Raw genomic sequence first — 23,557 nt, 5'->3', positions numbered from 1 at the left:
ACTCCTTACAGCGAAATGAAAAAGCCGACAATCGCCGCACTCATCAGGTTAGAAAGCGTGCCGCCGATCATCGCCCGCAAACCCAGCCGCGCCAGTTCCTGACGCCGTTGCGGGGCGATACCCGTCAGGCCGCCCAACTGGATGGCAATCGAAGACAGATTGGCAAAACCGCACAGGGCAAAGGTGACGATCACTTGGGTGTGCACCGACAACAGCGGCACACCGGCTTCGGCGGCCTTGGCCGGGGTCAGGTAGTTAGCCAGGTCGGCATAGGCGACGAACTCGTTGAGCACCAGCTTTTCGCCGATAAAACCGCCAGCCAGGACCGCCTCATGCCACGGCACGCCGAGCAGAAAAGCGATGGGCGCCAACACGTGCCCGAGGACCAGTTGCAAGGTCAACTGTGGATAACCAAACCAGTTGCCCGCCCAGCCCAGCAGCCCGTTGAACAGGGCGATCAACGCGATAAATGCCAGCAGCATGGCACCCACCGACAAGGCCAGACGCAAGCCGACCTGGGCGCCCTCGGCAGCGGCGTCGATGATATTGGTGGGTCGATTCTCGGCCTGGCCCAGTTCCTCGATCACCTGTTCGGTTCGGGCGGGTTCGGTTTCCGGCTCCATGAGCTTGGCCATCAACAGCGCCCCCGGCGCCGACATGAAACACGCCGCGATCAAGTACTTGAGTTCCACCCCCAGCCCGGCATAACCCAACAGCACCGAACCTGCCACCGCCGCGAAACCGCCGACCATCACCGCGAATAACTCGGAGCGCGTCAGCTTGGCAATGAATGGGCGCACCACCAGCGGCACCTCCGACTGGCCGATGAAAATCGCCGAAGTCACCACCATCGACTCGATACGGCTGGTGCCCAGCAACAGGCGCAGGCCGCCGCCCACCAGTCGTATGATCCAGCCCATCACGCCAATGTAATACAGCACCGAGATAAAGCTGCCGAAGAACACGATCATCGGCAATACCCGGATAGCGAATACAAACCCGCCACTGCCGAACACTTCAAACATGTGCGGCGAACTCAGGCCGCCGAACAAAAACTCGATGCCTTTGTTAGCGTAGAGCTGCAGTGACGCTACCGCCCCCGACAGCGAGGCCAGCACCGTCTGGCCCCAGGGCACGTACAGCGCAAACGCGCCGATCAATACCTGGATCACAAACGCGACCGAAACCGTGCGCCAGTTGATCGAGCGGCGCTGATGAGATAAAGCAATGGCAATGAGAATAAGGGTCGCTATTCCGACAAGACTGATCATGCAGGCGTCTCAACAATGGACCAAGCGGATGCAGGCCCGCAGGCCTGCCCAGGATTAGAAAGCGTCGAAGGCGCCCGGCAGCAATTGCGCCAGGGTCCAGGTGCGCGTGGCGGCCGGGTCACTGCCCTGGCAAATCACCACCGCATCCTTGGCCATCAACTCCAGCATCACCTGGCGGCAGGCACCGCAAGGGCTTATCAGTGAAACGTTGGGTGCATAAACCGCCATGGCCTTGAAACTGCCCGGCGCATGGCCCTGGCTGATGGCGCTGAACAAGGCGCTACGCTCGGCACAGTTGGTCAGCCCGTAGGAGATGTTCTCCACGTTGCAGCCCTGTATGACCTCACCGTCGGCAGTCAGCAACGCCGCGCCCACCGGGAAATGCGAGTAAGGCGAGTACGTGCTCTGGGCGGCACGCTTGGCCTGTTCCATCAAACGCTGTTCAATTGTCATTCACAGGGTCATCCCTTCTTATTGCGAGCACGTCCAGGGCGGTCGTGACGCTATTGTGGTGTTATTTAAATAACAATTGATGTGAATATTCAATCTTTTTCTGCGCCTGTGAACACAGGAAGTCGCCCAAACCCTTGGCTGCCTCAAGTGCACGCGTATATCGGTAAGCGTCTGCCCGACACGCCTTGCGCATACGTCGGGCATTCCATCATGCGTATTTCAGTGCATTGCCATCTATGTGGCAGATTTTGTGGCGCGGGGGGGGTTGGGCTTGAAGGGTTTTAGGAAGGGTTCAGGCAATAAACACGCTGGAAGGCGTGCGCAAGTGTTTGACAACCAGGTCACGCAATCCATACGGGGTAAAGAACCTGGTTGCCAAACACGAATTGAGTTTGCGACTGAATCGGTTGGGTGTATTCAGGACGGGTCTTAAAACTCCATAACCCCACGCATTTTATTGGGAAGCAGACAGTTGTTTTTGCAAACGTTCAACTTCTTCCTCGAGCGTAGCAATGTGCTCACATAAAAGTGCTTTAAGTTTATCGTCTGCAGCGACGAGTCGGGTTGCTGAAAAGGATCCCTCAAGCCTACCGACAATCTCGTTATTCATGCTTCGTCTGTCGGCCTTTGCGGTGGTCTTGATTTTCGCGTGTAACTCACTTGGAAGGCGGACGATAAAAGCCTCAAGGTTGTTCGACATGTGACGCTCTAGCTGCTGTAAAGGAGAAATATCATATGAGTATCATTCGACAGATTTCTCTAGGAACTTTCTGAAAAACGCGGCTGAATTTTCCCCAGTTCCGCCAATTTCCTCTTGGTTTACCTCCCCGGCAATCATCGAAGGACGCGATAGATCTCAGAAACCACCTGCAGCGTTGCGTCTTCAATCGTTCCTTCATTACGGCATAACACCCAGCCGTGCTCTGCAATCGCTCGCTCGAACGCCTGCGTACACGCGACTTGTTCCTCCAGTTTATGGATCACCGTACTGCTCAGCCCACGCCGTCGTGCCGCGGCCCGCGCCCATGAAATATCAGGGGCGGTGACAACCCCGACATGCAGGTCCGGCACTTGAACGTTTCGATCAATGTTCAACTGTAGAATTTCTGCAAACGGGACTATCCGGCGAAACGCCGCATCAGATGGGTACCAGCGATCAATCAGCACGATGCTGCCTGGTGGCTGTTTAGCGAGTACGTTTTCGGATATCCAGGCACGGCTATCAGCAAAGCGCCCACACACCTCCAACTCCAAATCCCGGGTGGGGTTTCTGACGAATTGGTTTACGAGGGTCATGGTTTCACGCCGATAGGGATCGCTTTTTTTCTCGCAAAGCCGGATCACCTTTTTGTTGCCTGCCCTCAGGGCTTTCGTGACGGCTTCCAACAGCGTGGTTTTGCCGGTGCCCTTGGGCCCATCCAGAGAAACAAACAGAGGACGATTCATTCTTCAACTAATAATTGATGTAGGCATTGGTGAACTCTATCTGAATTTATGCCTGAGGGTCCCCAAAACCCCGAGTTAAAGCCGCTTATTAACACCCGTCATTGCCCCTATTTAAATGACGTATCTGCCCTTCCTAGGTATGCTCCGCGTTTATTACCGATCATTGCTACCGGGATGCCAGCCCAAGCCTCTGCTGCCCAGGCGCAGCTTATGAAGCCGTATCCTCAAGGACGTTTGAACGATGAGTACCCCCGCGCTGGACATCAGCAGCCTGACGCCACTGCCTTACCACCAGCAGGTGGTCGACTACCTGAAAACCAGTGAACCTGCCGTGTGGAGCTGGGCCTCGTCCCTGGGCGTGCAGCAGGAACATGCCCAGGATGTGCGTGCGCAATTGCTGCGCGACACCTATCGCCTGAGCCCCGAGACTCACCCACAGGCCTATCAGGCCTGTGAAGCGGCGTTGCAGCAGTTGCAGATCCAGGCGCCCGCCACGCTCTACCAGGCCGGCGACGGCGCGATGAATGCGAGCCTGTATTACCTGGCCGGTGAAGTGCATGTGGTGTTTTACGGGCCGATCCTTGAACGGCTCGACGCCCAGGAGCTGCTGGCGTTGCTGGGGCATGAGCTGGCCCATTACCGTTTGTGGTCGGAGCACGACGGCGACTTTCTCACTGCCGAGCGCATTCTCAACCACGCGATGGCCGACGCGTATACGCCGCCCAGCCTGGAACAGACCGCACGTTTATATAGCCTGCACACCGAAATCTACGCCGACCGCGGCGCGGCGCTGGTGGCCGGTGGACCTGAAGCGTCCATCACCTCGCTGGTGAAGATTCACACCGGGATTGTCAGCGTCGACGCCGCGAGCTATCTGCAGCAGGCCCGCGAGTTGGATGGCAAGGATGCGCAAGTGTCCCAGGGCCTGTCGCACCCGGAGACGTTTCTGCGTTCCCAGGCGGTAGACAGTTGGTGGCAGCAGCTCCCGGAGACAGACGCCTGGCTGCACCGCCGCTTGCGCGGGCCGCTGTCGCTCAGTCGCCTGGATGTGACCGACCAGGTCGAGCTGACCGCCCTCACCCGCGGCTTTATCGCCAGCTTTATCGGCGCCTCTATTTTGCAGTCGGAGGCGGTGCTCAATCAGGTGCGTGGCTTCTTTCCCGATTGGAAGACCACTGAAACGCCGCGGGACCTCACCACGCTGAATGCAGAACGTATCGATGCAAGCATCCACGAATACCTGCACTTCATCATGCTCGACCTGAGCCTGAGCGACCGTGACCTGCGTGATGAAGCCTTACTGCACGCGGCGCGCACGGCAAAGAAGCTCGGCAGCGCCGACGACTTTATCAGCGTGCTCAAGCGCGATATCAAACTACCCAAACGTGAGCTCGACCCGATCGTTCGCGCGCTCAAAGCGGAGGTCGACACATGGACCCAGTAACCCAACCCGTCACCTTCACGCAATTGTTGCAGAGCCACGATGGCGCCGCCGTGCCCATCGACGATGTGTTGTTCCTGGCGCTCCCATTGCTGCGCCAGGTGGCGCAACTGCATGAACTGGGGCGTGTCGCCCAGCTCAGCTACCTTGACGTGCTGCAAGGCCCAGAGCGCACCCTGCACCTGCGCGACCCCGAAGGCGTACCGCCGCGCCTGGCGCTGGACGCGATCAAGCAGGTGCAGCCGAACCCTGAGTCGGCGCTGAACATCGTCGGCAAGGTCCGCCTGACCCGTGATTCGGAAACGGGCGTGGCGTTTACCGACCTGCAAGTGCAGGAAGACCCACACCAGGCCATCGATCACCCGGTGTTCCTCACGGACTTGCACAGCTGGGAGCATCGTCTCGGTCATCACGACGAAATCACCGATATTTTCCAACTTGGCCAGCTGTTGGCATGCCTGGCCTGCGGGTTGGATTTTGCCGATATCAACGACCTCAAAACCTTTGCCCGGCACCGGCGCAACCTGTTCCAGCTCAATGGCCGGCTCAACCCGGTGCTGGCCAACCTGATCGTCGAGATGACTGAGCTTAACCGCCATGAGCGCGCCACCGATGTCGGTTCGCTGGCGCGGCGCCTGGAATCCTGGCGCGAGCAGCCGGCCAGCCTGGATGTCGAGCGTGTGCTGGCCCAGGCTGAAGGCCCGGCGTCGCGGCGCACGGTGGTGCTGGAGCATCTGCGCAACCGGCTGTTCGACCTGTCGCGGCGCAATCGCCTGCTGTACTTCCGGCCGACCCAGGCCAACGTCAACTTGACCGTGGCCAGCGTACCGCTGGTGATGCAGATTGAAAGCATCCGGCCCGAGGCGTTGTGCACCTGGCAGCCGACTTTCGGTGGTTTCTCCGAGCAAGTATTGAGCGGCAAGCCTGTTGGCCTGCAGCAATGGCTGCGGTTTGAAGACCAGACCTGGCTGCAGGCGTCCCTGGAACGCCTCATCCAGGAAACCCGTCGCGACCGCGCCGAGTTCGGCTTCAGCAACCTGCGTCTGGTCGTCGCCTTCATGCGCTGGCACAACCTCAAGGACACGCCCGAAGAGCGCATCGTCACCCCGCTGCTGTGGCTGCCGGTGGAGCTGAGCCGCAAAAAAGGCGTGCGCGACCAGTTCATGTTGCAGTGCGATGAAACCGAGGCAGAATTCAACCCGGTTCTGCGTCATCAGTTGCGCCAGCTTTACGATATCCAGCTGCCAGAAACCGTCGACCTGCAAAAGACCTCGCTGGAAGACATCCACGCCGATATTGCGCGTCAGATCAAACTGACCGAGCCCGGCGTGGAGTTGCGCCTGCAAAGCAAGCCGCAAATCGAACTGATCCACCAGAAGGCGGTGCAGCACCTGCACCACTTCCAGCGCCGCCGCGCGCGTCAGCGCTCGGCCATGCCCTTGGTGAAGCCGGACTTCAGCTACGACCGCGAAGATTACCGCCCGCTGGGCCTGCAATTGTTCCAGCAAAAAGTGCTGCCCAGCCAGTTACCGCTGCGCATGGCGGTAGGCGGCAAACCTTCGCTGCGCGACCAGCACCCACAAATGGTCGCCAGCAGCACCGAAAACAGCACCTACTCCATGCCCGAGAATCAGGGGCACCGCTACGCCTGGGATATCGACCTGACGCAGGTGACCCTGGCCAACTTCAACTATCGCAAGATGTCGCTGGTGCGCGATTACGCGCAGTTGATCGACGAACCGGCGCAAAACGAAGCGTTTGACCGGATGTTTTCCATCGAGCCGCGCGAGGTTGAGGTCCATGCTCCGGACCCGATCCCGTTGCCCGAGCAATGGAACGTGGTGGCCGGCGACGCCACTCAGAACGCCGCCGTCAGCCTGGCCCGCACCGGGCGTAACTTCATCATTCAAGGGCCGCCGGGCACCGGTAAGTCGCAGACCATCACCAACCTGATTGCCGACTACGCCGGGCGCGGCCTGCGCGTATTGTTTGTGTGCGAAAAACGCGCAGCACTCGATGTGGTGTTCCACCGCCTGCAACAGAGTGAGCTGGGCGATTTGTGCTGCCTGATTCATGACTCCCAGACCGACAAGAAGGCCTTCGTGGGCGACCTGCGCGAGTGTTATGAACGCTGGATTGCCGGCGACGCCCAATCGCCCCAACTGCAAGCCCGACGCAGCGCCACGCTGGCGACCCTCGAGCAACAGCTGGGCCTGATCGAGCGCTTCGAACAGGCCATGGCCGGGGTGCCGGAGACGTTGGCGTGCTCGGTGCGCGAGCTGGTGCGGCATCTGATCGAACTGCCTGCTGTGTCGGCAAAGCTGCCGCCCGAGGTGCTGGAACGCTTGCCCGAATGGCGTCACTGGCAGGCCCAACGTGAGCTGACCGGCCGTTTGTATCAGGCGATCAACGAGCGTTTCGGCCTCGACAGTTTTGCCCGTCACCCTTTCAGTCATCTGGCCTCAAGCCTCATCACCCACGAGCATGCCTATGGCCAGCTCAAGGCGTTCCTCGATGAAGCCAGCGGCTTGATCGACAGTGTCGAGCAGTTACTGGAGTCATCCTCGAGCTTGATATCCAGTGACACACGCCTGGCGGATGCGCGCGTGCTGACCGAGGCCGCCGAGCAATTGACCGGTGCCAACCTGGCGGCGCACCTCGACTTGCTGGAGCCCGGCTCAGCGGGTTCCCAGACGCTGCAAGCCGAACAGACGGCGTTGCAAACGCTGACCGTGCAACACCACAACGCCAGCGAAACCACCCGCCATTGGCGCGACAAACTCGCGCCCCAGGACACCCAGGCCGCCCAGGATCTGGTGCAGCGCCTGGAAGGCTCGCCATTGCGTTGGCTGCAACCGTCCTGGTGGCGGCTGCGTGGCGAGCTGCAACGGCGCTACGACTTCAGCCAACACGCCATCCGCCCCAGCTACCGCAGCGTGCTCGACAACCTGGCCGCGGAACAGCGCGCCACCGCCCAATTGCAGGCCGAGCAGCAACGCTTGCAAGGTCGCTATGGCGTGCAGGATATCGACCTGTTCGTGCACAACCTGCACGCCCTGCTCCAGCAACTGAGCGCTTCACCGTTATTGCGCCAGTGGGTCGAAGGCCTGCGCGACAACCCGGATGCCCTGCCCCGTGTACGCCAGGAAGCCAGCCTGCGCCAGCCGGTTGAACGGCTGAGCGAGTTGGTTGCGCAACACTGTGTGTTCGAACCGGCACCAAGCCTGGGCGCGTTGGCCGAATACCTGCGCGACCTGCGTGAAGAACTCGACGAACTGCCCGACGCCCTGCCCCTGCTCAATGAGCTGCACCAGGCCGATCCCGTTTGCCTGTTGGCCGTGCAACAGCATGCCTTGGCGCAACCCGCACTGGATGGCTTGATTGCCCAGGAGAACCTGACCCGCCTGTATCGCGCCAACCCGCAGTTGGCGCGCTTCGATGGCGCGGCCCTGGGCCTGGCGGCGCGTCAGGTCAGCCAGGCGCAAAGCAGCCTGCTCAAGCATAACGCCCATGTGCTCAGCGCCACGCTGCACCAACGCTTCCTGGAACATGTGAAGCACTCGGCGATGTCGGTGACCCAACTGGACGCCCAGGCCCGCGAGTTCAAGAAAACCTATGCCAAGGGCCGCCGCGAACTGGAGCACGAACTGGGCAAGACCATGCGCTATCGCTCCATCCGCGAAATGGCGAGTGGCGACAGCGGCCGGGTGATCAACGACCTCAAGCCCATCTGGCTGATGAGCCCGCTGTCGGTGTCCGACACCCTGCCGCTGACCCCGGACCTGTTCGACGTGGTGATTTTCGACGAAGCCAGCCAGATCCCCAGCGAAGAAGCCGTGCCGGCCTTGAGCCGTGCGCAGCAGGTGATTGTGGTGGGTGACGAGATGCAGTTGCCACCGACCAACTTCTTCTCCAGCGCCGGCGACCAAGACGATAACGAACTGGTTGCCATGGAAGACGGCGAACAGATTGCAATCAACCTCGATGCCGACAGCCTGCTCAGCCAGGCTGCGCGCAATTTGCCAGCGACCCTGCTGGCCTGGCACTACCGCAGCCGTCATGAAGCGTTGATCAGCTTCTCCAATGCGGCGTTCTACGAAGGCCGGTTGATCACCATTCCCGACCGTCGCATCGAGCGCCCTGCCCCGGCCCAGGCCGCCCTGGACTCCACCGATGCCCAGGCAGTCTTGCAGGGCGCCGACACGCTGCTCGACAGCCCGATCAGCTTCTTGAAGATGAGCGATGGCGTCTACCTCAGCCGCAGTAACTTGGCCGAAGCACGGTATATCGCCAACCTGGTGCGTGAACTACTGCAACGCGAGACCGGCCTGAGCCTGGGCATCGTGGCGTTCTCCGAAGCCCAGCAAGGCGCCATCGAACAGGCCCTGGAAGACTTGGCTGCCAGCGACTCAGCCTTTGCCACCCGCCTTGAGCGCGAATACGTGCGTGAAGACGCCGGGCAGTTCAATGGCCTGTTCGTCAAGAACCTGGAAAACGTCCAGGGTGATGAACGCGACGTGATCATCCTGAGCATCTGCTACGCGCCGGGACCGAACGGCAAGATGCTGATGAACTTTGGCCCGATCAACCAGCGCGGCGGCGAAAAACGCCTGAATGTGATCTTCAGCCGCGCGCGCAAGCGCATGGCGATCGTCTCCAGCATTGAAGCCGATGCCATCACCAACACCCACAACGACGGTGCCGCGGCATTGCGCGCTTTCCTGCAATTCGCCCAGGCCAGCGCCAGCGGGGATGCGCCACGCTCCCAGGGCATCCTCGCCAACCTCAACCCAGGCGCCAAGCAATCCTTTGCCGTCAGCCTGCCCAAGGACACCCTGCGCACAGCGCTTGCCGCCGCGTTGCGCAAACGTGGGCATACGGTGCAGGAATATGTCGGGCGCTCACAGTTGCGCTGCGACCTGGCAATCAGTGACGCCAACGGTGAACACTTCAGCCTCGGCGTGCTGCTCGACAGCGATACCGCGGCGGCGGCCAACGTGCGTGAGCGTTACATCTTCCGCCCGACCGTGCTGCGCAGTTTTGGCTGGAAGATCATCGACGTGCTCAGTCATGACTGGCTGCACGACCCGCAAGACGTGCTTAACCGCATCGAAGCGCTGCTGCGTGGCGAAGAGGCACCCGCGCTGGCAGAGCCGGAACAAACCGTGGAACCGGAGCCGCAACCGATTGAGGTAGAGCCGCTGCCAGCGCCTGACGCGGCGACGCCGATGCGCGAGTTCACCTTTGGTGAAGGTAACTCCAACAAGTTCTGGCGAATTGGCGTCACAGAGGCGGAGGTGGTGGTGAACTTCGGCCGCATCGGCACCAAGGGCCAGACGTTGATCAAGTCGCTTGAAAGCCCTGAACGGGCGTTGCGTGAGGTGGAGAAGTTGATCGCGGAGAAGCTGCGTAAAGGCTATCAAGAACAGGTGGGGGCGAACTGAACCTACCGACGCTGGGCGGCGACTCATGCGCCCAGCGTCGGCTCCGGCTTTATCCCTACACCGGCCAATGCGCACACAGCTTGACCAGTTCATCCACCACATACCTCACCTTCGGCCGCAGGTGCGATACCTTCGGCCACACGGCATGTACATCCACCGCTTCCGGTTCGTAGGTGTGCAGCACCTCAACCAAGCGCCCCGCGTCGATATCGCCCTGGAACAGGCTACGCGGCATCTGGCACAGGCCGGTGCCGGCAACCGCCGCTAGAATCATGGCGTCGCCATCGCCGATCTGATGGGCCGCGGGAGGCGCGTACCACTGCGTATGCCCTGCCTGCATGACTCGCCACGCCAAAGGCTGGCCGCGTCGGTGCCCGACAATGCAGCGGTGGTGGCTCAGGTCTTCCAGGGTGTGCGGCACTCCAAACCGTGCCAGGTAACCCGGCGCGGCACAAATGGCCCAGCGTTGGCGCGTCAACCTGCGCGCTACCAACCCACTGGTGTCCTGCAATTCGCCGAAGCGCACCAGCAAATCAATCCCCTCCTCGAACGGATCCACCAGGTGGTCGGAAAACGTCAGGCTCAAGTGCAGCGACGGGTATTTATTGGCGATCTCAAATAGCAAGGGCGCAACCACGCGACGACCGAACGCCACCGGCACATCGACACGCAGGCGCCCGGAAGGCTCACCACCGCCCGGCCCCAAGCCACTTTCAGCAGTGCCGATTTCTTCCAGGGCCGTAGAGCACGCCACGAAATAGGCTTCGCCATCGGCGGTCAGAGAAATCCGCCGTGTTGTGCGATGGAACAGCTGCGTACCCAGGCGCTCTTCAAGACGCGCGATGGCTTTGCCCACGGCGGATTTCGACAGCCCCAACCGCTCCGCAGCCTGAGTGAAGCTGGCCGAACGCGCGGCGACGACAAAGGTGATAACACCCTGGAAGGAATCGATAGGGACCATGCCGCACTCGCTGATTGTAGAGTTTTAGTCTACCCAGATTATAGCCAGAGGCCGTTTACCACCAGCTTGTTCAACAGTAGGATGGATTCCAGTCAAACAACGGTGCACATCGCGCACCTCTCCCAGATCAATGTCCCAAGAGGAATACACCATGCCCGTCGTACGAGTGAGCTGGTTCGAAGGTAAAGAACACGCACAAAAAGCCGCAGTTGCCGCCGACATCACCGAAAGCATCGTCAAACACACCGGCACCGATGCCAATTACATCTACGTCATTTTTGAAGACGTTGCGCCGTCCGACTGGGCGGGTGCCGGCAAACTGTTTGCAGACGCCCCCGACAAGTCTTGAGCGCCTGCCACTCAACAGGTGCCGCCTGGCGCCTCTTACGGAAACCCAACATGCACCCTTATATTTCCTGCCTGTTCACCCTCGCGGTACAGCCCGCAGCGTTCGCCGAATTCAAGGCGCTGATCACCACCATCGTGACGGCCACTCGTGCCGAACCCGGCACCCTGGTTTACGAATACAGCGCCAACGAAGACACCAGCACCGTGCATATCCTTGAGCGCTACAACGCTGATGCCGTGGTCAGCCACGTCGACACCACGTTTGCACCGTTCGGCCAGCGCTTCCTGGAGCTGTGCAGCATCACCAGCCTGGTGGTGTACGGCACGCCGGATGCCGAGATCCGCAAGCGCCTGGACCCATTCGGCGCGGTATACATGACCCCGTTCGACGGTTTTAGCCGCCAAACCGCGGAATCCTCAACCCCAAACTCTCCCGCAACGTCGTCCCTTCATACGCCGTGCGATACACCCCACGCGCCTGCAACAACGGTATGACTTCTTGGGTAAACCGCGTGAACTGCTGCGGATGCCCAATATAGATATTGAACCCATCCACCGCCCGCGCTTCAAACCATTCCGCCATTTTCCGCGCAACCGTGTCCGCCGTTCCCACAAACGCTCCCGGCCGCAGTTGCCGTCCAAACTCCACCGCCTGGCGCAACGTAAACCGGTTCTCCCGCGCCTGATCAGCGATGCGTTTGGCATTGGTGAAAAAGCTGCTGCGCGCGGCCTCCAGGCTCTCTTGCGGGAACGGCGCATCGAGGTCGTACTGGCTGAAATCATGCCAGCCGAAATTACGCCCAAACTCCTTCAGCGCCAGCGCAAAACTGTGATCGGCCTGATGGTAGTGCTGCTCGATTTCGCGCGCCTGCGCGTCGGTGTCGCCCACATAGATCTCGGCGCCGGGCATCACCAGCAATTGCTCCGGGTCGCGACCGAGTCGCGCCGCCCGGCCCTTTATGTCCCGGTAAAACGCCTGGCCCTGTTCGATGCTGGCCGCGTGGGTGAAGATCACGTCCGCCGTGGCGGCGCCCAGGTCGCGGCCTTGCTCTGAGTCGCCGGCCTGGAAGATCACCGGCTGGCCTTGGGGTGAGCGTTGGATATTCAGCGGGCCGACCACAGAAAAGTGCTCGCCCTTGTGGTTCAGGCTGTGCAGTTTGCTCGGGTCAAGAAACTGACCGGTGGCCCTGTCGCGCACAAACGCATCATCCTCATAGGAATTCCACAGGCCCTGCACCACCTGGACATGCTCGGCGGCGCGGCCGTAGCGGGTGTCGTAGTCATAATGCTCGTCGCGGCTGTAGTTGCCGGCGGTGCCGGCGTCGCCGCTGGTGACCACGTTCCAGCCCGCGCGGCCTTTGCTGATCAGGTCGAGTGAGGCCAGGCGCCGTGCGACGTTGTAGGGCGAGTTGTATGAGGTGGTCAGCGTACCGACCAAGCCCAAGTGTCGCGTGCTGACGGCCAGTGCCGATAGCAGCGTCAGTGGCTCCAGGCGGTTCAGGTAGTGCGATGGCGAGCCTTTGGTGATGAACTGGCTGTCGACGATAAACATCAAGTCGAACAGCGCCGCCTCGGCCTGGCGGGCAATGTCGATGTACCAGTCGACGTTGACGCTGGCATCGGCGGGCAGTTGCGGATCAAGCCATAGGTTGTGGCGACCCGGCCCGCCGCAACCCATGGTCAAGGCGCCGAGTTTGAGCTGTCTGTTGGTCATGTCAGCAGTATTCCTTGAAGCGTTCAGGGCTGGGTTTTGGCGACGGCTGGCTGCAGGGCTGCCGAGAAGGAATTGTCGAACAGACTGGCGGCCGAGTAAGACTTGACCAGGCCAAGGCTTGCGAAAAAGTCCACAGTCTTTTGCGCTTCTACCGGCGATTGGGCCGTGAGCGGTTCGACCGTGGTGCGCGCTCGGGCAAACCACGCGCGTGCGATGTTAGCGTCGGCGCGGGTGCGTTTGGCCCAGGCATCGGCATAGGCGTCGGCGTTGGCCGGGTTTTCGCGCACCCAGTCACGGGCTTTTTTCAGGCGTTGCAGAAAATCACTGATTTGCGCCCGCTTGGCATCGACGGCCTTGGCGTTGGCGGCAATGAAACTCTGGGCCGGGATCAGGCCCTCAGCGGTTGCGAGCACGCGGGCACCTTGGCGTTCCTGTTGAGTGACGTAGGGTTCCCACGTGGCGATGACGTCAACCGAACCGCCCTCCAGCGCATGGGAGGCATCGAGGGCGCTGAGGTAGCGCAGCTCCAGCGAGTCGTGCGGGACGCCGGCTTTGTCCAGCGCAGTGAGCAGCAATTGCTGGCTCCAGGAGCCCTTCCAGACGGCGGCACGCTTGCCGGCAAGATCGGCCAGGCTGTGAATCGACGAGTCCTTTCTGACCAGGATCGCCACGCCTTCGAGGTTTTGCCGGCTGACTGCAATCACCTTGATCGGCGCGCCCAATGCGCCCAGGAACAGCACTGGCGCATCACCGAGCAAGCCGATATCCAGGCTGTTGGCATTCAGCGCTTCGGCAACCGGCGAGCCTGCGGTGAATTGCTTCCATTCAAGCGTGTAGGGCAGGTTTTCAAGCACCCCCGCCGCTTCCATCACGGCTTGGGCGTTGTAGCTTTGGTCACCGACCACCAGCGTTTGCGCGTTCGCGGTCAGGCACAGCACGGCGGCGGCCAACCCGGCCGCCAGTTTTGTCAGGTAACGCACGTTCGTCTCCAAGTGCCTTGTCAGGCATTCAAGTCGATCCGCACGCGCGGTCTCGGCAGTGTTCGTAAGGGCTCATACGATGCGGTTATAACCAGCGCCTGTAAAATACTGATAACGCATAACGTAATGCATAAATAATGCGGCAACCGCATTTTCAGATAACAGCTAATTCAGCGGCACATTGCGCAGTGCCCGGCGGCGCCTACACTGATTTAAACCTCGGTACGCCGCGCCTTTTTTAAGCGGCCCAGGCGGATCACCCTGCACGCATTACTCAACAATAAAAGCAGTTAACCAACTGATTACTTAGAGTAAATATGAAAGATCAGCTTCGCCGGCGTGCATCAGGGGTGGCGCCCATCCGTGCCCTATTCCAGCCACCACCACGGCTGGCGACCCTGAGCCTGCTGTGCATCGCCCTCGCCGGCTGCACGGTTGGGCCAGACTTCACGCGCCCCGATGTGCCGTCGAATGCCGGCTATTCAAAGGACAAAATCACCACCACCGCCCAGGCAGACATCGACGCCGGTGGCGCGGCGCAGCGGCTGATCGCCGGCATGGATATCCCTGGGCAATGGTGGGCGCTGTTCCGCTCGCCGCCACTCAACGCTTTGGTCGAAGAGGCCCTGCGTGCCAACCCGGATGTCAGCGCTGCTCAGGCGGCATTACGCCAGGCCAACGAGCGGGTGTATGCCGACCAGGCTTCGCTGTTTCCTTCGGTGAGCGGCAATGTGCAGAAAGCCCGCGAGAAAGTCTCGGGCGTGACCTCGGGCATCCCGGAGTCGCCGATTCTTACGGTGAGTTCGGCGTCGCTCAGCGTGTCCTACGCCCCGGATGTGTTCGGCGGCACCCGCCGGCAAATCGAATCGACCACGGCGCAAGCCGAGTACGAGCGCTTTCAGCTGGAGGCGACTTACCTCACGTTAACCGCCAACGTGGTCAACACGGCAGTCAACCTGGCCTCCCTGCGTGATCAAGTCGCGGCCACCGAGGAAATCATCAAACTGCAGGGCGGCCAGCTCGACCTGCTTCAAGCTCAGCGGCGACTCGGCGCCATCGGCGACAGCGACGTGCTCACGCAGCAAACCGCTCTGGCGCAAACCCGCGCCACCTTGCCGCCGCTGCAAAAGCAGTTGGCACAAACGCGCAACCAGTTGATGGCGTACCTGGGGCGCTTTCCGAATCAGGACCAAGGCGAACGCTTCAACCTGGCCTCCTTGCACCTGCCTGAAGAACTGCCGGTCAGCCTGCCCTCGGCCATTGTCGGCCAGCGGCCGGATGTGCGCTCGGCGCAAGCGCAACTGCATCAGGCCAGCGCCAATATCGGCGTGGCCGTCGCCAATCAATTGCCGCAGTTCAGCATTACCGGGTCGCTGGGATCCACGGTGGCCAGTGGCACCAAGCTGTTTTCGTCCGGCAGCGGCGTCTGGAGCCTGGCCGGTTCAATCACCCAGCCGATCTTTGATGCCGGCGCACTCGAACATCGCAAACGCGCGGCCGTGGCCGCCTATGACGAGTCCGCCGCGCGCTATCGCGGCACGGTGATCACCGCGTTCCAGGACGTGGCCAACGCGCTGCGGGCGCTGCAGGCGGATGCCGATGCGCTCAACCAACAGGTCGTGGCTGAGCGCTCCGCGCAAGCCAACCTGGATTTGGTGCAAGCCCAGTTCCGCCTCGGCGCGGTGGCGTATATCAACTTGCTCACCGCCCAGCAAACCTACCAGAACACCGCACTCGCACGCGTGAAGGCCCAGGCCGCCCGGTACAGCGACACCACGGCGTTGTTCCAGGCATTGGGCGGTGGCTGGTGGAACCGCACGGACGTGGACCCCGCCACGAAGGGCACGCCGGACCGCTTCGGCCTGCCGTCGTGGCAAGAGATCATGCCAGCCAGCAATAAGGCTGCACCTCAATTGAATCATTGAAACAGTGAGAAACCCCATGGCTGACGTTCAGACTGCCTCTGCCCTGCCCCCCGAGCCCGGCGTACCGCGCAAGCGTCGCCTGTGGCGGCCGATGCTCATCATGGTCGTGGTGGTGCTGGTGATCGTCGCGATCATTGCCGGGTTGAAATTCGTGCAGATTTCGGCGCTGATCGCTCAATCCAAAGCGCCGTTGCCTGCCGCCGCGGTGACGGCCATGCAGGTGCCGTTCAGTGAGTGGCAACCGAGCGTCTCCGCCGTGGGCTCGATGAAAGCGGTGCGCGGCGTGGACGTGACCACGGAAGTCGGCGGCATCGTGCGCACCCTGGGCTTCACGCCAGGCCAAGAAGTCGCGGCCCAGGCGCTGCTGGTGCAGCTGAATGCCGACTCGGATATCGCGCAATTGCACGCCCTGGAAGCAACCGCGGACCTCGCCGGTATCGTGCTCAAGCGCGACAAGGCGCAACTGGCGGTAAACGCCATCTCCCAAGCCCAGGTCGACACCGACACCGCCGACTTGAAGGCCAAACTCGCCGCCGCCGAACAACAGCGCGCGCTGGTGGCGAAAAAAACCATTCGCGCACCGTTTGCCGGGCGCATCGGCGTTACCAGCGTCAACCCTGGGCAATACCTCAACCCCGGTGACAAAATCGCCACGCTGCAGACCTTTGATCCCATCTACATCGACTTCTCGGTGCCGCAGACCCAGCTGGAGGCCATCGCCATCGGCCAAAGCGTGGCCGTGACGGCCGATGGCCTGGCGAATAAAACCTTCACGGGGAAAATCAGCACCATCGATACGCAGTTCGACTCGACCACACGCAACGTCACCGTCGAAGCCACCGTTGAAAACCCCAAGCGAAGCCTGGTGCCCGGCATGTTCGCGCGCGCCGTGGTCAACTCCGGCACCACTCAGCGTTACCTCACGGTTCCGCAAACGTCAGTCACCTACAACCCTTACGGCACCACGGTGTTCATCGCCACGTCGAGCAAAAACGACAAAGGCGAAGAGGTACTCACTGCGCAACAAACCTTCATCAAGACCGGGCCGACCCGCGGCGACCAGGTCGCGGTGCTGTCGGGCGCGAAGGAAGGCGACCTGTTGATCACCAGCGGCCAGATGAAACTCAAGAACGGCTCGCCGGTGAAGGTCGATAACAGCGCCGCTCCGCTGAACGACCCGGCGCCGACGCCCCAAGAACATTAAAGGTGTCCCATGAAGCTTACCGATACCTTTATTCATCGGCCGGTGTGGGCCGTGGTGGTTTCGCTGTTCATCCTGATCCTGGGGCTGCGTTCGATCTTTGAATTGCCGGTGAACCAATGGCCGCGCACCGAAAATACCGTGGTCACCATCACCACCGCCTACTACGGTGCGGACGCGTCCACAGTCGCGGGCTTTATCACCCAGCCGCTGGAGTCGGCCATCGCCCAGGCCCAAGGCATCGACTATCTATCCTCGACCAGCATCACCGGTGTCTCGACGATTACCGCCACGCTGCGCTTGAACTACGACGCCAGCAAGGCGCTCACCGAGATCAATACCCAGGTCAACTCGGTCAAGAACCAACTGCCGGCGCAGTCCCAGGAGCCGGTGCTGACCATCGCCGTCGGGCAGACCACCGACGCCATGTACCTGGGCTTCTACAGCGACACACTGCCCACCAACAACATCACCGACTACTTGGTGCGGGTGGTCAAGCCCAAGCTGGATTCGATCCAGGGCGTACAAACCGCAGAGATCCTCGGCGGGCGCCAATTTGCCCTGCGTGCCTGGCTGGACCCGGAAAAACTGGCGGCGCACAACGTGACGGCGCAGGACGTCTCAACAGCCCTGGCCAATAACAATTACCTGTCGGCTGTGGGCTCGACCCGTGGGCAAACCGTGACCGTTGACCTGACCGCCGGCACCGACCTGCACACCGTGGATGAATTCAAGCGCCTGGTGATCAAGCAAAAAGGCGATGCACTGGTGTACCTGGAGGATGTGGCCACCGTGACCCTCGGTGCGGAAAGCTACGACAGCAGCGTGGCGTTTTCCGGCAAACGATCGGTGTTCATCGGCATCAAGGCGGCGCCCACCGCAAATATCCTGACCGTCGCCGACAGCGTGCGTGAGGCGTTCCCCGAGCTGCAATCGCAACTGCCGTCCGGCGTGCGCGGCGAGATCGTGTATGACTCCACAGAGTTCATCAACACCTCGATTTACGAGGTGGTGAAGACCCTGGTCGAGGCGATGATCATTGTTTCGGTGGTGATCTACCTGTTCCTCGGCTCATTGCGCGCGGTGATTGTGCCGCTGGTGGCGATCCCGCTGTCGCTGGTCGGGACCTTCTTCATCATGTACCTGCTCGGCTATTCGATTAACCTGCTGACCCTGCTCGCGCTGGTATTGGCGATTGGCCTGGTGGTGGACGACGCGATTATCGTGGTGGAAAACGTCGACCGGCATATCAAGGAAGAAGGCAAAGGCGTGCTGGAGGCCGCGCTGATCGCGGCGCGGGAACTGGGCGGCCCGATCATCGCGATGACCGTGGTGCTGGTGGCCGCCTACGTGCCCATCGGCCTGCGCAGCGGCCTCACCGGGGCGCTGTTCAAGGAATTCTGTTTCTCGCTGGCGGGCGCCGTGACCGTGTCGGCCGTGGTGGCGTTGACGCTGTCGCCGATGATGACCTCCAAGCTGTTCAAAACCGGGCAGGAAGAAGGTCGTTTCGCGCGCAAGCTCGACCAGTACTTTGACTGGCTGCGCGGGCGTTACCACCGCGTATTGTCCGGTGGGCTGGACATCTGGCCGGTGCTGGTGACCTTTGGGTTTGTGCTGTTCCTGCTGGTCGCCGCCAGTGGCATGACCGCCAAAAGCGAACTGTCGCCCACCGAAGACCAAGGGCTGGTGTTCATGCAGATCAAAGGCCCGCCGACGGCCTCGCCGCAGCAGATGGAGCGCATTGCCGACCAGGCTTTCCAGATCGCCAACAAAGAAACTGAATACGCGCAGATGTTCCAGCTGACCGGGCTGCCCATCCTCAACCAAGGCTTGGGCGGCGTATTGCTCAAATCCTGGGGCGACCGCACGCGCTCCCAGGCCCAGTTGATTCTGGATCTGCAGCAAAAATGGAACCAGGTGCCGGGCGCAACCATCGCCGCCTTCCCACTGCCGTCGCTGCCCGGCGCCCAAGGCTTGCCGGTGCAGTTTGTGATCACCACCACCGACTCGGTGGAAAACCTCAACGAAGTGGCCCAGGCGGTCATGGCCGAGGCGCAGAAACAACAGCTGTTCTGGTTCGCCGACATGGACTTGAAACTGGACAAGCCGCAAGCCAAGTTAGTGGTTGATCGAGAAAAGATCGCCGCATTGGGCATGACCCAGGCCGACGTCGGTGCCGCGCTGTCTGCTGCGTTGGGCGGCAACTACGTGAACTACTTCTCGACGGCCGGGCGCTCCTACAAGGTTATTCCCCAAGTGCTGCAGGTTAACCGCCTCAACCCGGAGCAAGTGCTCGATTACTACATCCGCACGCCCGCAGGCGCGATGATCCAGGCGCGCACAGTGGCGCACATCGAGACCTCAACCCAGCCGGAATCGATCAACCACTTCCAGCAACTCAACTCGGCGACCTTGTCGGGCGTGAGTGGCGTGGCCCAAGGCGAACTGTTGGCCAAACTCAACACCATCCTCACCAACGTGGCGCCCTCGGGTTACACCTCCGACTTTGCTGGCGAGTCGCGCCAGTTCATCCAGGAGTCAGGAGGCTTCTTCGGTTTGCTGATGTTCTCGATCCTGATCGTCTACCTGGCGTTGGCCTTCCAGTTCGAGAGCTTCCGCGACCCCGTGGTGATTCTATTCTCGGTGCCGCCTGCACTGTTCGGCGCGCTGGCTTTCATCACCATGGGCTACGCCTCGATCAACGTGTATACCCAAGTGGGCCTGGTGACGCTGCTGGGGTTGATCACCAAGCACGGCATCCTGATCGTGCAGTTCGCCAACGAATTGCAGCGCGCCGGGCACAGCAAGCGTGAAGCCATCGAAGAAGCGGCCGGCGTGCGGTTGCGCCCGATCCTGATGACCACCGCCGCCATGGTGCTCGGCGTGGTGCCGCTGGTGTGGGCTTCAGGTGCCGGTGCTGCGGGGCGGCATGATATGGGCCTGGTGATCTTTGCCGGGTTGTCGATTGGTACGCTGCTGACGCTGTTTATGGTGCCGGCGATGTATATGTTTATTGGGGAAACGCATCATCAGGAAGCTGAAGCTGCCACCGTGAGCTGAGGACCATGGGAGCCTCTAGCAATGGAGGCGAAATGACATACACTAATGCCCTTTTTGAATTCAGGCCTCTAAGGGACTAGGTATGGTTGATGAAGTAGAACGACTCGACGAAATGGAGCAGCTCGACGAGAGAAATGTTCACGCCCACAACTTATTCCACTCATTCCGCTCAGTACGCACCGACTTGGCGCCAGATCGCTTTAATGCGCTACTGCTGTACTTCGTCACTTATCTGATTCAGACAGCCTATAAAAGTGACGAGGATGGCGTGGAGCGAGTCTTCGTTCGACGCGCCATCCCGGTCGTGGTTGAGGGTATGACTCAACTGATCGGCCGCCACTCTAAAGGCCTTGCGAACAGAGACGGGCTGATTGAGGCGCTGTCTGAAGACCTTCTTACCCAGCTGATGGACCAGTTCCAGTACATGGAACCCCGTGTAAGTAAAAACACCGGCTTCGCACGGCGTGTGTTCGACGTAATGCTCCGTCGGGTTTTGAGAGAAGACTGGCACATCAGCTTGTTCCATTCCCACGTGGTGGCAATACTCGCCGTGAGCCTGGGCAAGACCAACACACGCATCATCGAAACCTTCCCTTACAGCGGTGCGGCCTCTGTCACCGCCCAAGTTCTGAAAAAAGACATCGATACATCTTACCGAGAAAGGTATGGCTACCCTTACCAGCATCAGGACCTGATCAACCTGCGCTTGCAGGTGCGTGGCCTGTCGCTGCACCCGCTCGCCGAAATTGATACCGGTGACATGATTTTGGTCGATGGCGCCCAGCAACTGGAGCCTGGACATTCAGCCATTGCAACATTGGAACAGTTGATCGACCTGGGAGATCTGAGCAACTCGGTGCTTGTGATTGTAGATCCAGCCCAGAGCGGTGAGTTGCCCCAGGCGTTGCGCGATCACATTCAAAAGCACAATTTGTTGGAAGCGGTGATTGATCTGCCGAGCAAGGACGCCTTCGAGAACGGCACGGTGTTCACTGCATGGCTGTTGAATACTGACAGGGACAGAGACAACGCTGGGGAAACACTGTGCATCAACGCCACGCGGATGCAAGAAGACGCGGGATATTTCGAGCTTGCCGGGGTTTGCGCCGCGATCATCAAACGGTGGCGTTCATCCCAGTACAAGATCGATGCTAGGTTCTTGAAAGAGTGTTTCGATAGCGCCCTTATCCCAGAAGTACTCAACCATTTCAAAGATCATTACAGAAACCTTCCTGGCCTATGCCGTGCCCTCCCCATTGAGGCAGTTCTGCGCGCCACAGAGATCACTGCAGACAAACTCATCGGCCAAGAGGCATTTGATCTAAAACTTTACAGGCCGGAAATAAGTCCTCTGCGAGACATACTCATAGGTCCTCAGACGGTCCCCAGTTGCACCTACATAATTGGGAACAATGGTACGGGTAAAAGCTTGCTGCTCAGGGACCTGATTGACGATCTTGGCCAGGCAAACCTCAACTCGGTCGGTATCGCTTTCAGTGCGCTTGATCGTTTTCCAGACGAGTCGTCTGAAGCGCCGTTGTTCGACTATCAAGGCGCTCGCCGTCATCCCGACGATCCATTCCAGCTGGATTGGCTGCACGGGCTCGGTCTGGCGCTACACGGTATTTATCAAGAATCCCATCGATTGAATATCTTCACCGAAGCACTGGAATTGCTCGCGTTCAATCATCGTCACTACCTTGTTCCCGTCAGTGATCCACATAACCCAATCACCCACTGGGAGCGCGGAATTTCCAGCTTCGAACTCCATGAAGGTGTGAGCGTGTCCCTGGGAGACAAACGCTATGAGCCCGGAATACTGCAAAGAGAAGATAGCCCCATAGCACCCTTCAGTGACTTGAGCTCCGGCGAGCAACAAGTGCTCTCTCTGTTAATCAAGGTCTGCGCCAAGGCCGATCAGCACACAGTTGTTCTCATCGACGAGCCGGAAATCAGCTTGCACGTGAGTTGGCAGCAGCAACTGCCAGGCTTACTGTCGTTTATCGCCCAGGCGTTTGATTGCTCGTTCGTCGTGGCAACTCACTCTCCCATCATTGTGGCGAATGCACGCGATGCAAACATCCACTGTTTTCTGGCACAAGATCGGCAGCTGATTCCTATCCCGGCGCATCAGCGCCACTCCGTTGAGTCCATCCTGCTTGACGGTTTCAACACCTATACCCCCGATAACACCGAGGTCAGCGAACGTTGCGCGGTTTTAGTATCACGGGCAATCCAAGTGACTAACCAGCCAGGAAAGGTCGATCATCGCCAGAGAAAAAAATTGATCCAACCGCTTCAAGCGCTGAGAGCAAAACTTGAGGCAACCGCATCCGTTCAACGCGATCAACGCTTCCAGCAAGACCTTACGTTGATCGGCCAAGCGATAGCCGCCATTGAAGAGCTGTTTAAACGCGCAAAAAAAGGCGCGCAGCCATGAGCGCGACCTTGAGCGATAGTGAACAGCTGGCCCAACGCGAGGCTTATCTGCTACGAGCGCATGAAGTCGCCAGCCATATCAACGACACCGTAAAATTTCTGCGCACGATAAAGCGGCATTCGTACCTTAAAGCCGATGCCTGGAAAGAGCTTTCGGCCCACAATGAAGCCAAGACCAGCGGGGTGACGGGCCCGCTGATCAAGCAGGCGTTTCGCAAATTTGTCGTTGAGTTGCAGGGCAACCGTTGCTGTTATTGCCGCCGCTGGTTACTCAACATCGCCCACGCCAAGCCCATCGAACACATTCTGCCCAGAGCCCACTACCCGCAGTTCTCGTTGAGCTTCTGGAATTTGGCTGTCGCCTGTTTTGACTGCAACCAGCTAAAGCAGGCGAGCAACTGGAGCACCGTTGCGCTGCATCAACTCAACTACCCGAAAGCAAAGATGTGCACTGAATTCTTCCACGCACGCTTTCACCGCTACGGGGAGCATGTCAGTTATGAACGCAGGGAAAGCAATCACTCTAGCAATGTCACTTACACGGGGCATACGTCACAAGGCAAACACCTATGCCGGGAAATGCTCTACATCATTGCCGCTCGTGAGAATCTCTATAGCAACAACCCGACCCTGGCAGAAGCCGTTACCAGCATTCAGCAATTTCAAGATCGACACCCAAGCGGTGAATTACCCTGCCTGGACGCTTTCCGTAACGGGCTGAACAAGTCAATGCAACTGCAACTGGACGATAGCGGCGTGGATGCAGGTCCGCTCAAGCGTTAGCCACTCGTGGGTCGCTGAAAAGCATAGTGGGGTAGCCCTGCACGACCCGCTAACTTCTGAATGCCTTCTCTCCTTCAAAATGCCGAGGCCG

General features: G+C 60.1%; 15 protein-coding genes and 1 pseudogene. 9 read left to right on the top strand and 7 right to left on the bottom strand.

The window, feature by feature from the left end:
• Positions 1–5 precede the first annotated feature (5 nt).
• The 4 genes from ACA065_RS15000 to ACA065_RS14985 all read right to left on the bottom strand — a co-directional run bounded on the left by ACA065_RS15000 (position 6) and on the right by ACA065_RS14985 (position 3,170).
• The gene (locus ACA065_RS15000) at positions 6–1,271 is read right to left on the bottom strand and encodes a NupC/NupG family nucleoside CNT transporter (protein WP_497695197.1); all 1,266 of its coding nucleotides are present in this window, start codon (positions 1,269–1,271) and stop codon (positions 6–8) included.
• Between the two features lie 54 nt (positions 1,272–1,325).
• The gene (locus tag ACA065_RS14995; RefSeq protein WP_497695196.1) at positions 1,326–1,724 is read right to left on the bottom strand and encodes a cytidine deaminase; all 399 of its coding nucleotides are present in this window, start codon (positions 1,722–1,724) and stop codon (positions 1,326–1,328) included.
• A 454-nt stretch (positions 1,725–2,178) separates the two neighbouring features.
• Complete coding sequence (locus tag ACA065_RS14990; RefSeq protein ID WP_094951048.1) at positions 2,179–2,424, bottom strand: Arc family DNA-binding protein; 246 nt, start codon at positions 2,422–2,424, stop codon at positions 2,179–2,181.
• Positions 2,425–2,558: 134 nt separating this feature from the next.
• Positions 2,559–3,170 carry a dTMP kinase gene (locus tag ACA065_RS14985; RefSeq protein WP_497695195.1) on the bottom strand — a complete coding sequence of 204 codons (612 nt, stop codon included), beginning with the start codon at positions 3,168–3,170 and terminating at the stop codon, positions 2,559–2,561.
• A gap of 241 nt (positions 3,171–3,411) precedes the next feature.
• Here ACA065_RS14985 and ACA065_RS14980 point away from each other — a divergent pair, with 241 nt between their 5' ends.
• Both ACA065_RS14980 and ACA065_RS14975 read left to right on the top strand, forming a co-directional pair.
• A complete protein-coding gene (locus ACA065_RS14980; protein WP_497695194.1) occupies positions 3,412–4,614 on the top strand; it encodes a M48 family metalloprotease in 1,203 nt (400 codons plus the stop codon).
• On the top strand, positions 4,602–10,055 hold the full coding sequence (locus ACA065_RS14975; protein ID WP_497695193.1) for a WGR domain-containing protein: 5,454 nt from the start codon (positions 4,602–4,604) through the stop codon (positions 10,053–10,055). The genes ACA065_RS14980 and ACA065_RS14975 overlap by 13 nt, the downstream gene beginning before the upstream one ends.
• A 55-nt stretch (positions 10,056–10,110) precedes the next feature.
• On the opposite strand, the gene ACA065_RS14970 is transcribed toward ACA065_RS14975, so the two are convergent.
• Positions 10,111–11,016, bottom strand: coding sequence for a LysR family transcriptional regulator (locus ACA065_RS14970; protein ID WP_497695192.1), 906 nt, complete (start codon positions 11,014–11,016; stop codon positions 10,111–10,113).
• 151 nt (positions 11,017–11,167) lie between these two features.
• Here ACA065_RS14970 and ACA065_RS14965 point away from each other — a divergent pair, with 151 nt between their 5' ends.
• Both ACA065_RS14965 and ACA065_RS14960 read left to right on the top strand, forming a co-directional pair.
• On the top strand, positions 11,168–11,365 hold the full coding sequence (locus tag ACA065_RS14965) for a tautomerase family protein (RefSeq protein WP_497695191.1): 198 nt from the start codon (positions 11,168–11,170) through the stop codon (positions 11,363–11,365).
• Between the two features lie 50 nt (positions 11,366–11,415).
• Positions 11,416–11,766: pseudogene (locus ACA065_RS14960) on the top strand (putative quinol monooxygenase); the annotation flags it as partial.
• Here the strand turns inward: ACA065_RS14960 and ACA065_RS14955 are convergent.
• Positions 11,759–13,078 (bottom strand): LLM class flavin-dependent oxidoreductase, encoded by a 1,320-nt coding sequence (locus ACA065_RS14955; protein ID WP_497695190.1) that lies wholly within the window; start codon positions 13,076–13,078, stop codon positions 11,759–11,761. The pseudogene ACA065_RS14960 and the gene ACA065_RS14955 sit on opposite strands and share 8 nt — an antisense overlap.
• Before the next feature lie 23 nt (positions 13,079–13,101).
• Positions 13,102–14,058: an ABC transporter substrate-binding protein gene (locus ACA065_RS14950; protein ID WP_497695189.1), complete on the bottom strand. Its 957-nt coding sequence runs from the start codon at positions 14,056–14,058 to the stop codon at positions 13,102–13,104.
• 317 nt (positions 14,059–14,375) lie between these two features.
• Between ACA065_RS14950 and ACA065_RS14945 the strand changes: the two genes are divergently transcribed.
• The 5 genes from ACA065_RS14945 (at position 14,376) to ACA065_RS14925 (ending at position 23,466) form a co-directional block, all read left to right on the top strand.
• Positions 14,376–15,983, top strand: a complete 1,608-nt coding sequence (locus ACA065_RS14945) for an efflux transporter outer membrane subunit (protein WP_497695188.1) — start codon at positions 14,376–14,378, stop codon at positions 15,981–15,983.
• 16 nt (positions 15,984–15,999) lie between these two features.
• The gene (locus ACA065_RS14940; RefSeq protein ID WP_497695187.1) at positions 16,000–17,187 is read left to right on the top strand and encodes an efflux RND transporter periplasmic adaptor subunit; all 1,188 of its coding nucleotides are present in this window, start codon (positions 16,000–16,002) and stop codon (positions 17,185–17,187) included.
• Between the two features lie 9 nt (positions 17,188–17,196).
• The gene (locus tag ACA065_RS14935) at positions 17,197–20,244 is read left to right on the top strand and encodes an efflux RND transporter permease subunit (protein ID WP_497695186.1); all 3,048 of its coding nucleotides are present in this window, start codon (positions 17,197–17,199) and stop codon (positions 20,242–20,244) included.
• Between the two features lie 82 nt (positions 20,245–20,326).
• Positions 20,327–22,684: an AAA family ATPase gene (locus ACA065_RS14930; RefSeq protein ID WP_497695185.1), complete on the top strand. Its 2,358-nt coding sequence runs from the start codon at positions 20,327–20,329 to the stop codon at positions 22,682–22,684.
• Positions 22,681–23,466: an HNH endonuclease gene (locus ACA065_RS14925; RefSeq protein WP_497695184.1), complete on the top strand. Its 786-nt coding sequence runs from the start codon at positions 22,681–22,683 to the stop codon at positions 23,464–23,466. Before ACA065_RS14930 ends, ACA065_RS14925 begins: the two co-directional genes overlap by 4 nt.
• Positions 23,467–23,557: the final 91 nt, after the last annotated feature.

It is taken from the genome of Pseudomonas sp. LBUM1640 (genome assembly GCF_059716225.1).
The sequence above is the reverse complement of the archived record's forward strand: the minus strand, read 5'-3'. Positions and strand labels throughout refer to the sequence as shown.

Coding starts and splice junctions, on each gene's coding strand:
- ACA065_RS15000 (WP_497695197.1), bottom strand. CDS start 1,271: ATGATCAGTCTTGTCGGAATAGCGACCCTTATTCTCATTGCCATTGCT.
- ACA065_RS14995 (WP_497695196.1), bottom strand. CDS start 1,724: ATGACAATTGAACAGCGTTTGATGGAACAGGCCAAGCGTGCCGCCCAG.
- ACA065_RS14990 (WP_094951048.1), bottom strand. CDS start 2,424: ATGTCGAACAACCTTGAGGCTTTTATCGTCCGCCTTCCAAGTGAGTTA.
- ACA065_RS14985 (WP_497695195.1), bottom strand. CDS start 3,170: ATGAATCGTCCTCTGTTTGTTTCTCTGGATGGGCCCAAGGGCACCGGC.
- ACA065_RS14980 (WP_497695194.1), top strand. CDS start 3,412: ATGAGTACCCCCGCGCTGGACATCAGCAGCCTGACGCCACTGCCTTAC.
- ACA065_RS14975 (WP_497695193.1), top strand. CDS start 4,602: ATGGACCCAGTAACCCAACCCGTCACCTTCACGCAATTGTTGCAGAGC.
- ACA065_RS14970 (WP_497695192.1), bottom strand. CDS start 11,016: ATGGTCCCTATCGATTCCTTCCAGGGTGTTATCACCTTTGTCGTCGCC.
- ACA065_RS14965 (WP_497695191.1), top strand. CDS start 11,168: ATGCCCGTCGTACGAGTGAGCTGGTTCGAAGGTAAAGAACACGCACAA.
- ACA065_RS14955 (WP_497695190.1), bottom strand. CDS start 13,078: ATGACCAACAGACAGCTCAAACTCGGCGCCTTGACCATGGGTTGCGGC.
- ACA065_RS14945 (WP_497695188.1), top strand. CDS start 14,376: ATGAAAGATCAGCTTCGCCGGCGTGCATCAGGGGTGGCGCCCATCCGT.
- ACA065_RS14940 (WP_497695187.1), top strand. CDS start 16,000: ATGGCTGACGTTCAGACTGCCTCTGCCCTGCCCCCCGAGCCCGGCGTA.
- ACA065_RS14935 (WP_497695186.1), top strand. CDS start 17,197: ATGAAGCTTACCGATACCTTTATTCATCGGCCGGTGTGGGCCGTGGTG.
- ACA065_RS14930 (WP_497695185.1), top strand. CDS start 20,327: ATGGTTGATGAAGTAGAACGACTCGACGAAATGGAGCAGCTCGACGAG.
- ACA065_RS14925 (WP_497695184.1), top strand. CDS start 22,681: ATGAGCGCGACCTTGAGCGATAGTGAACAGCTGGCCCAACGCGAGGCT.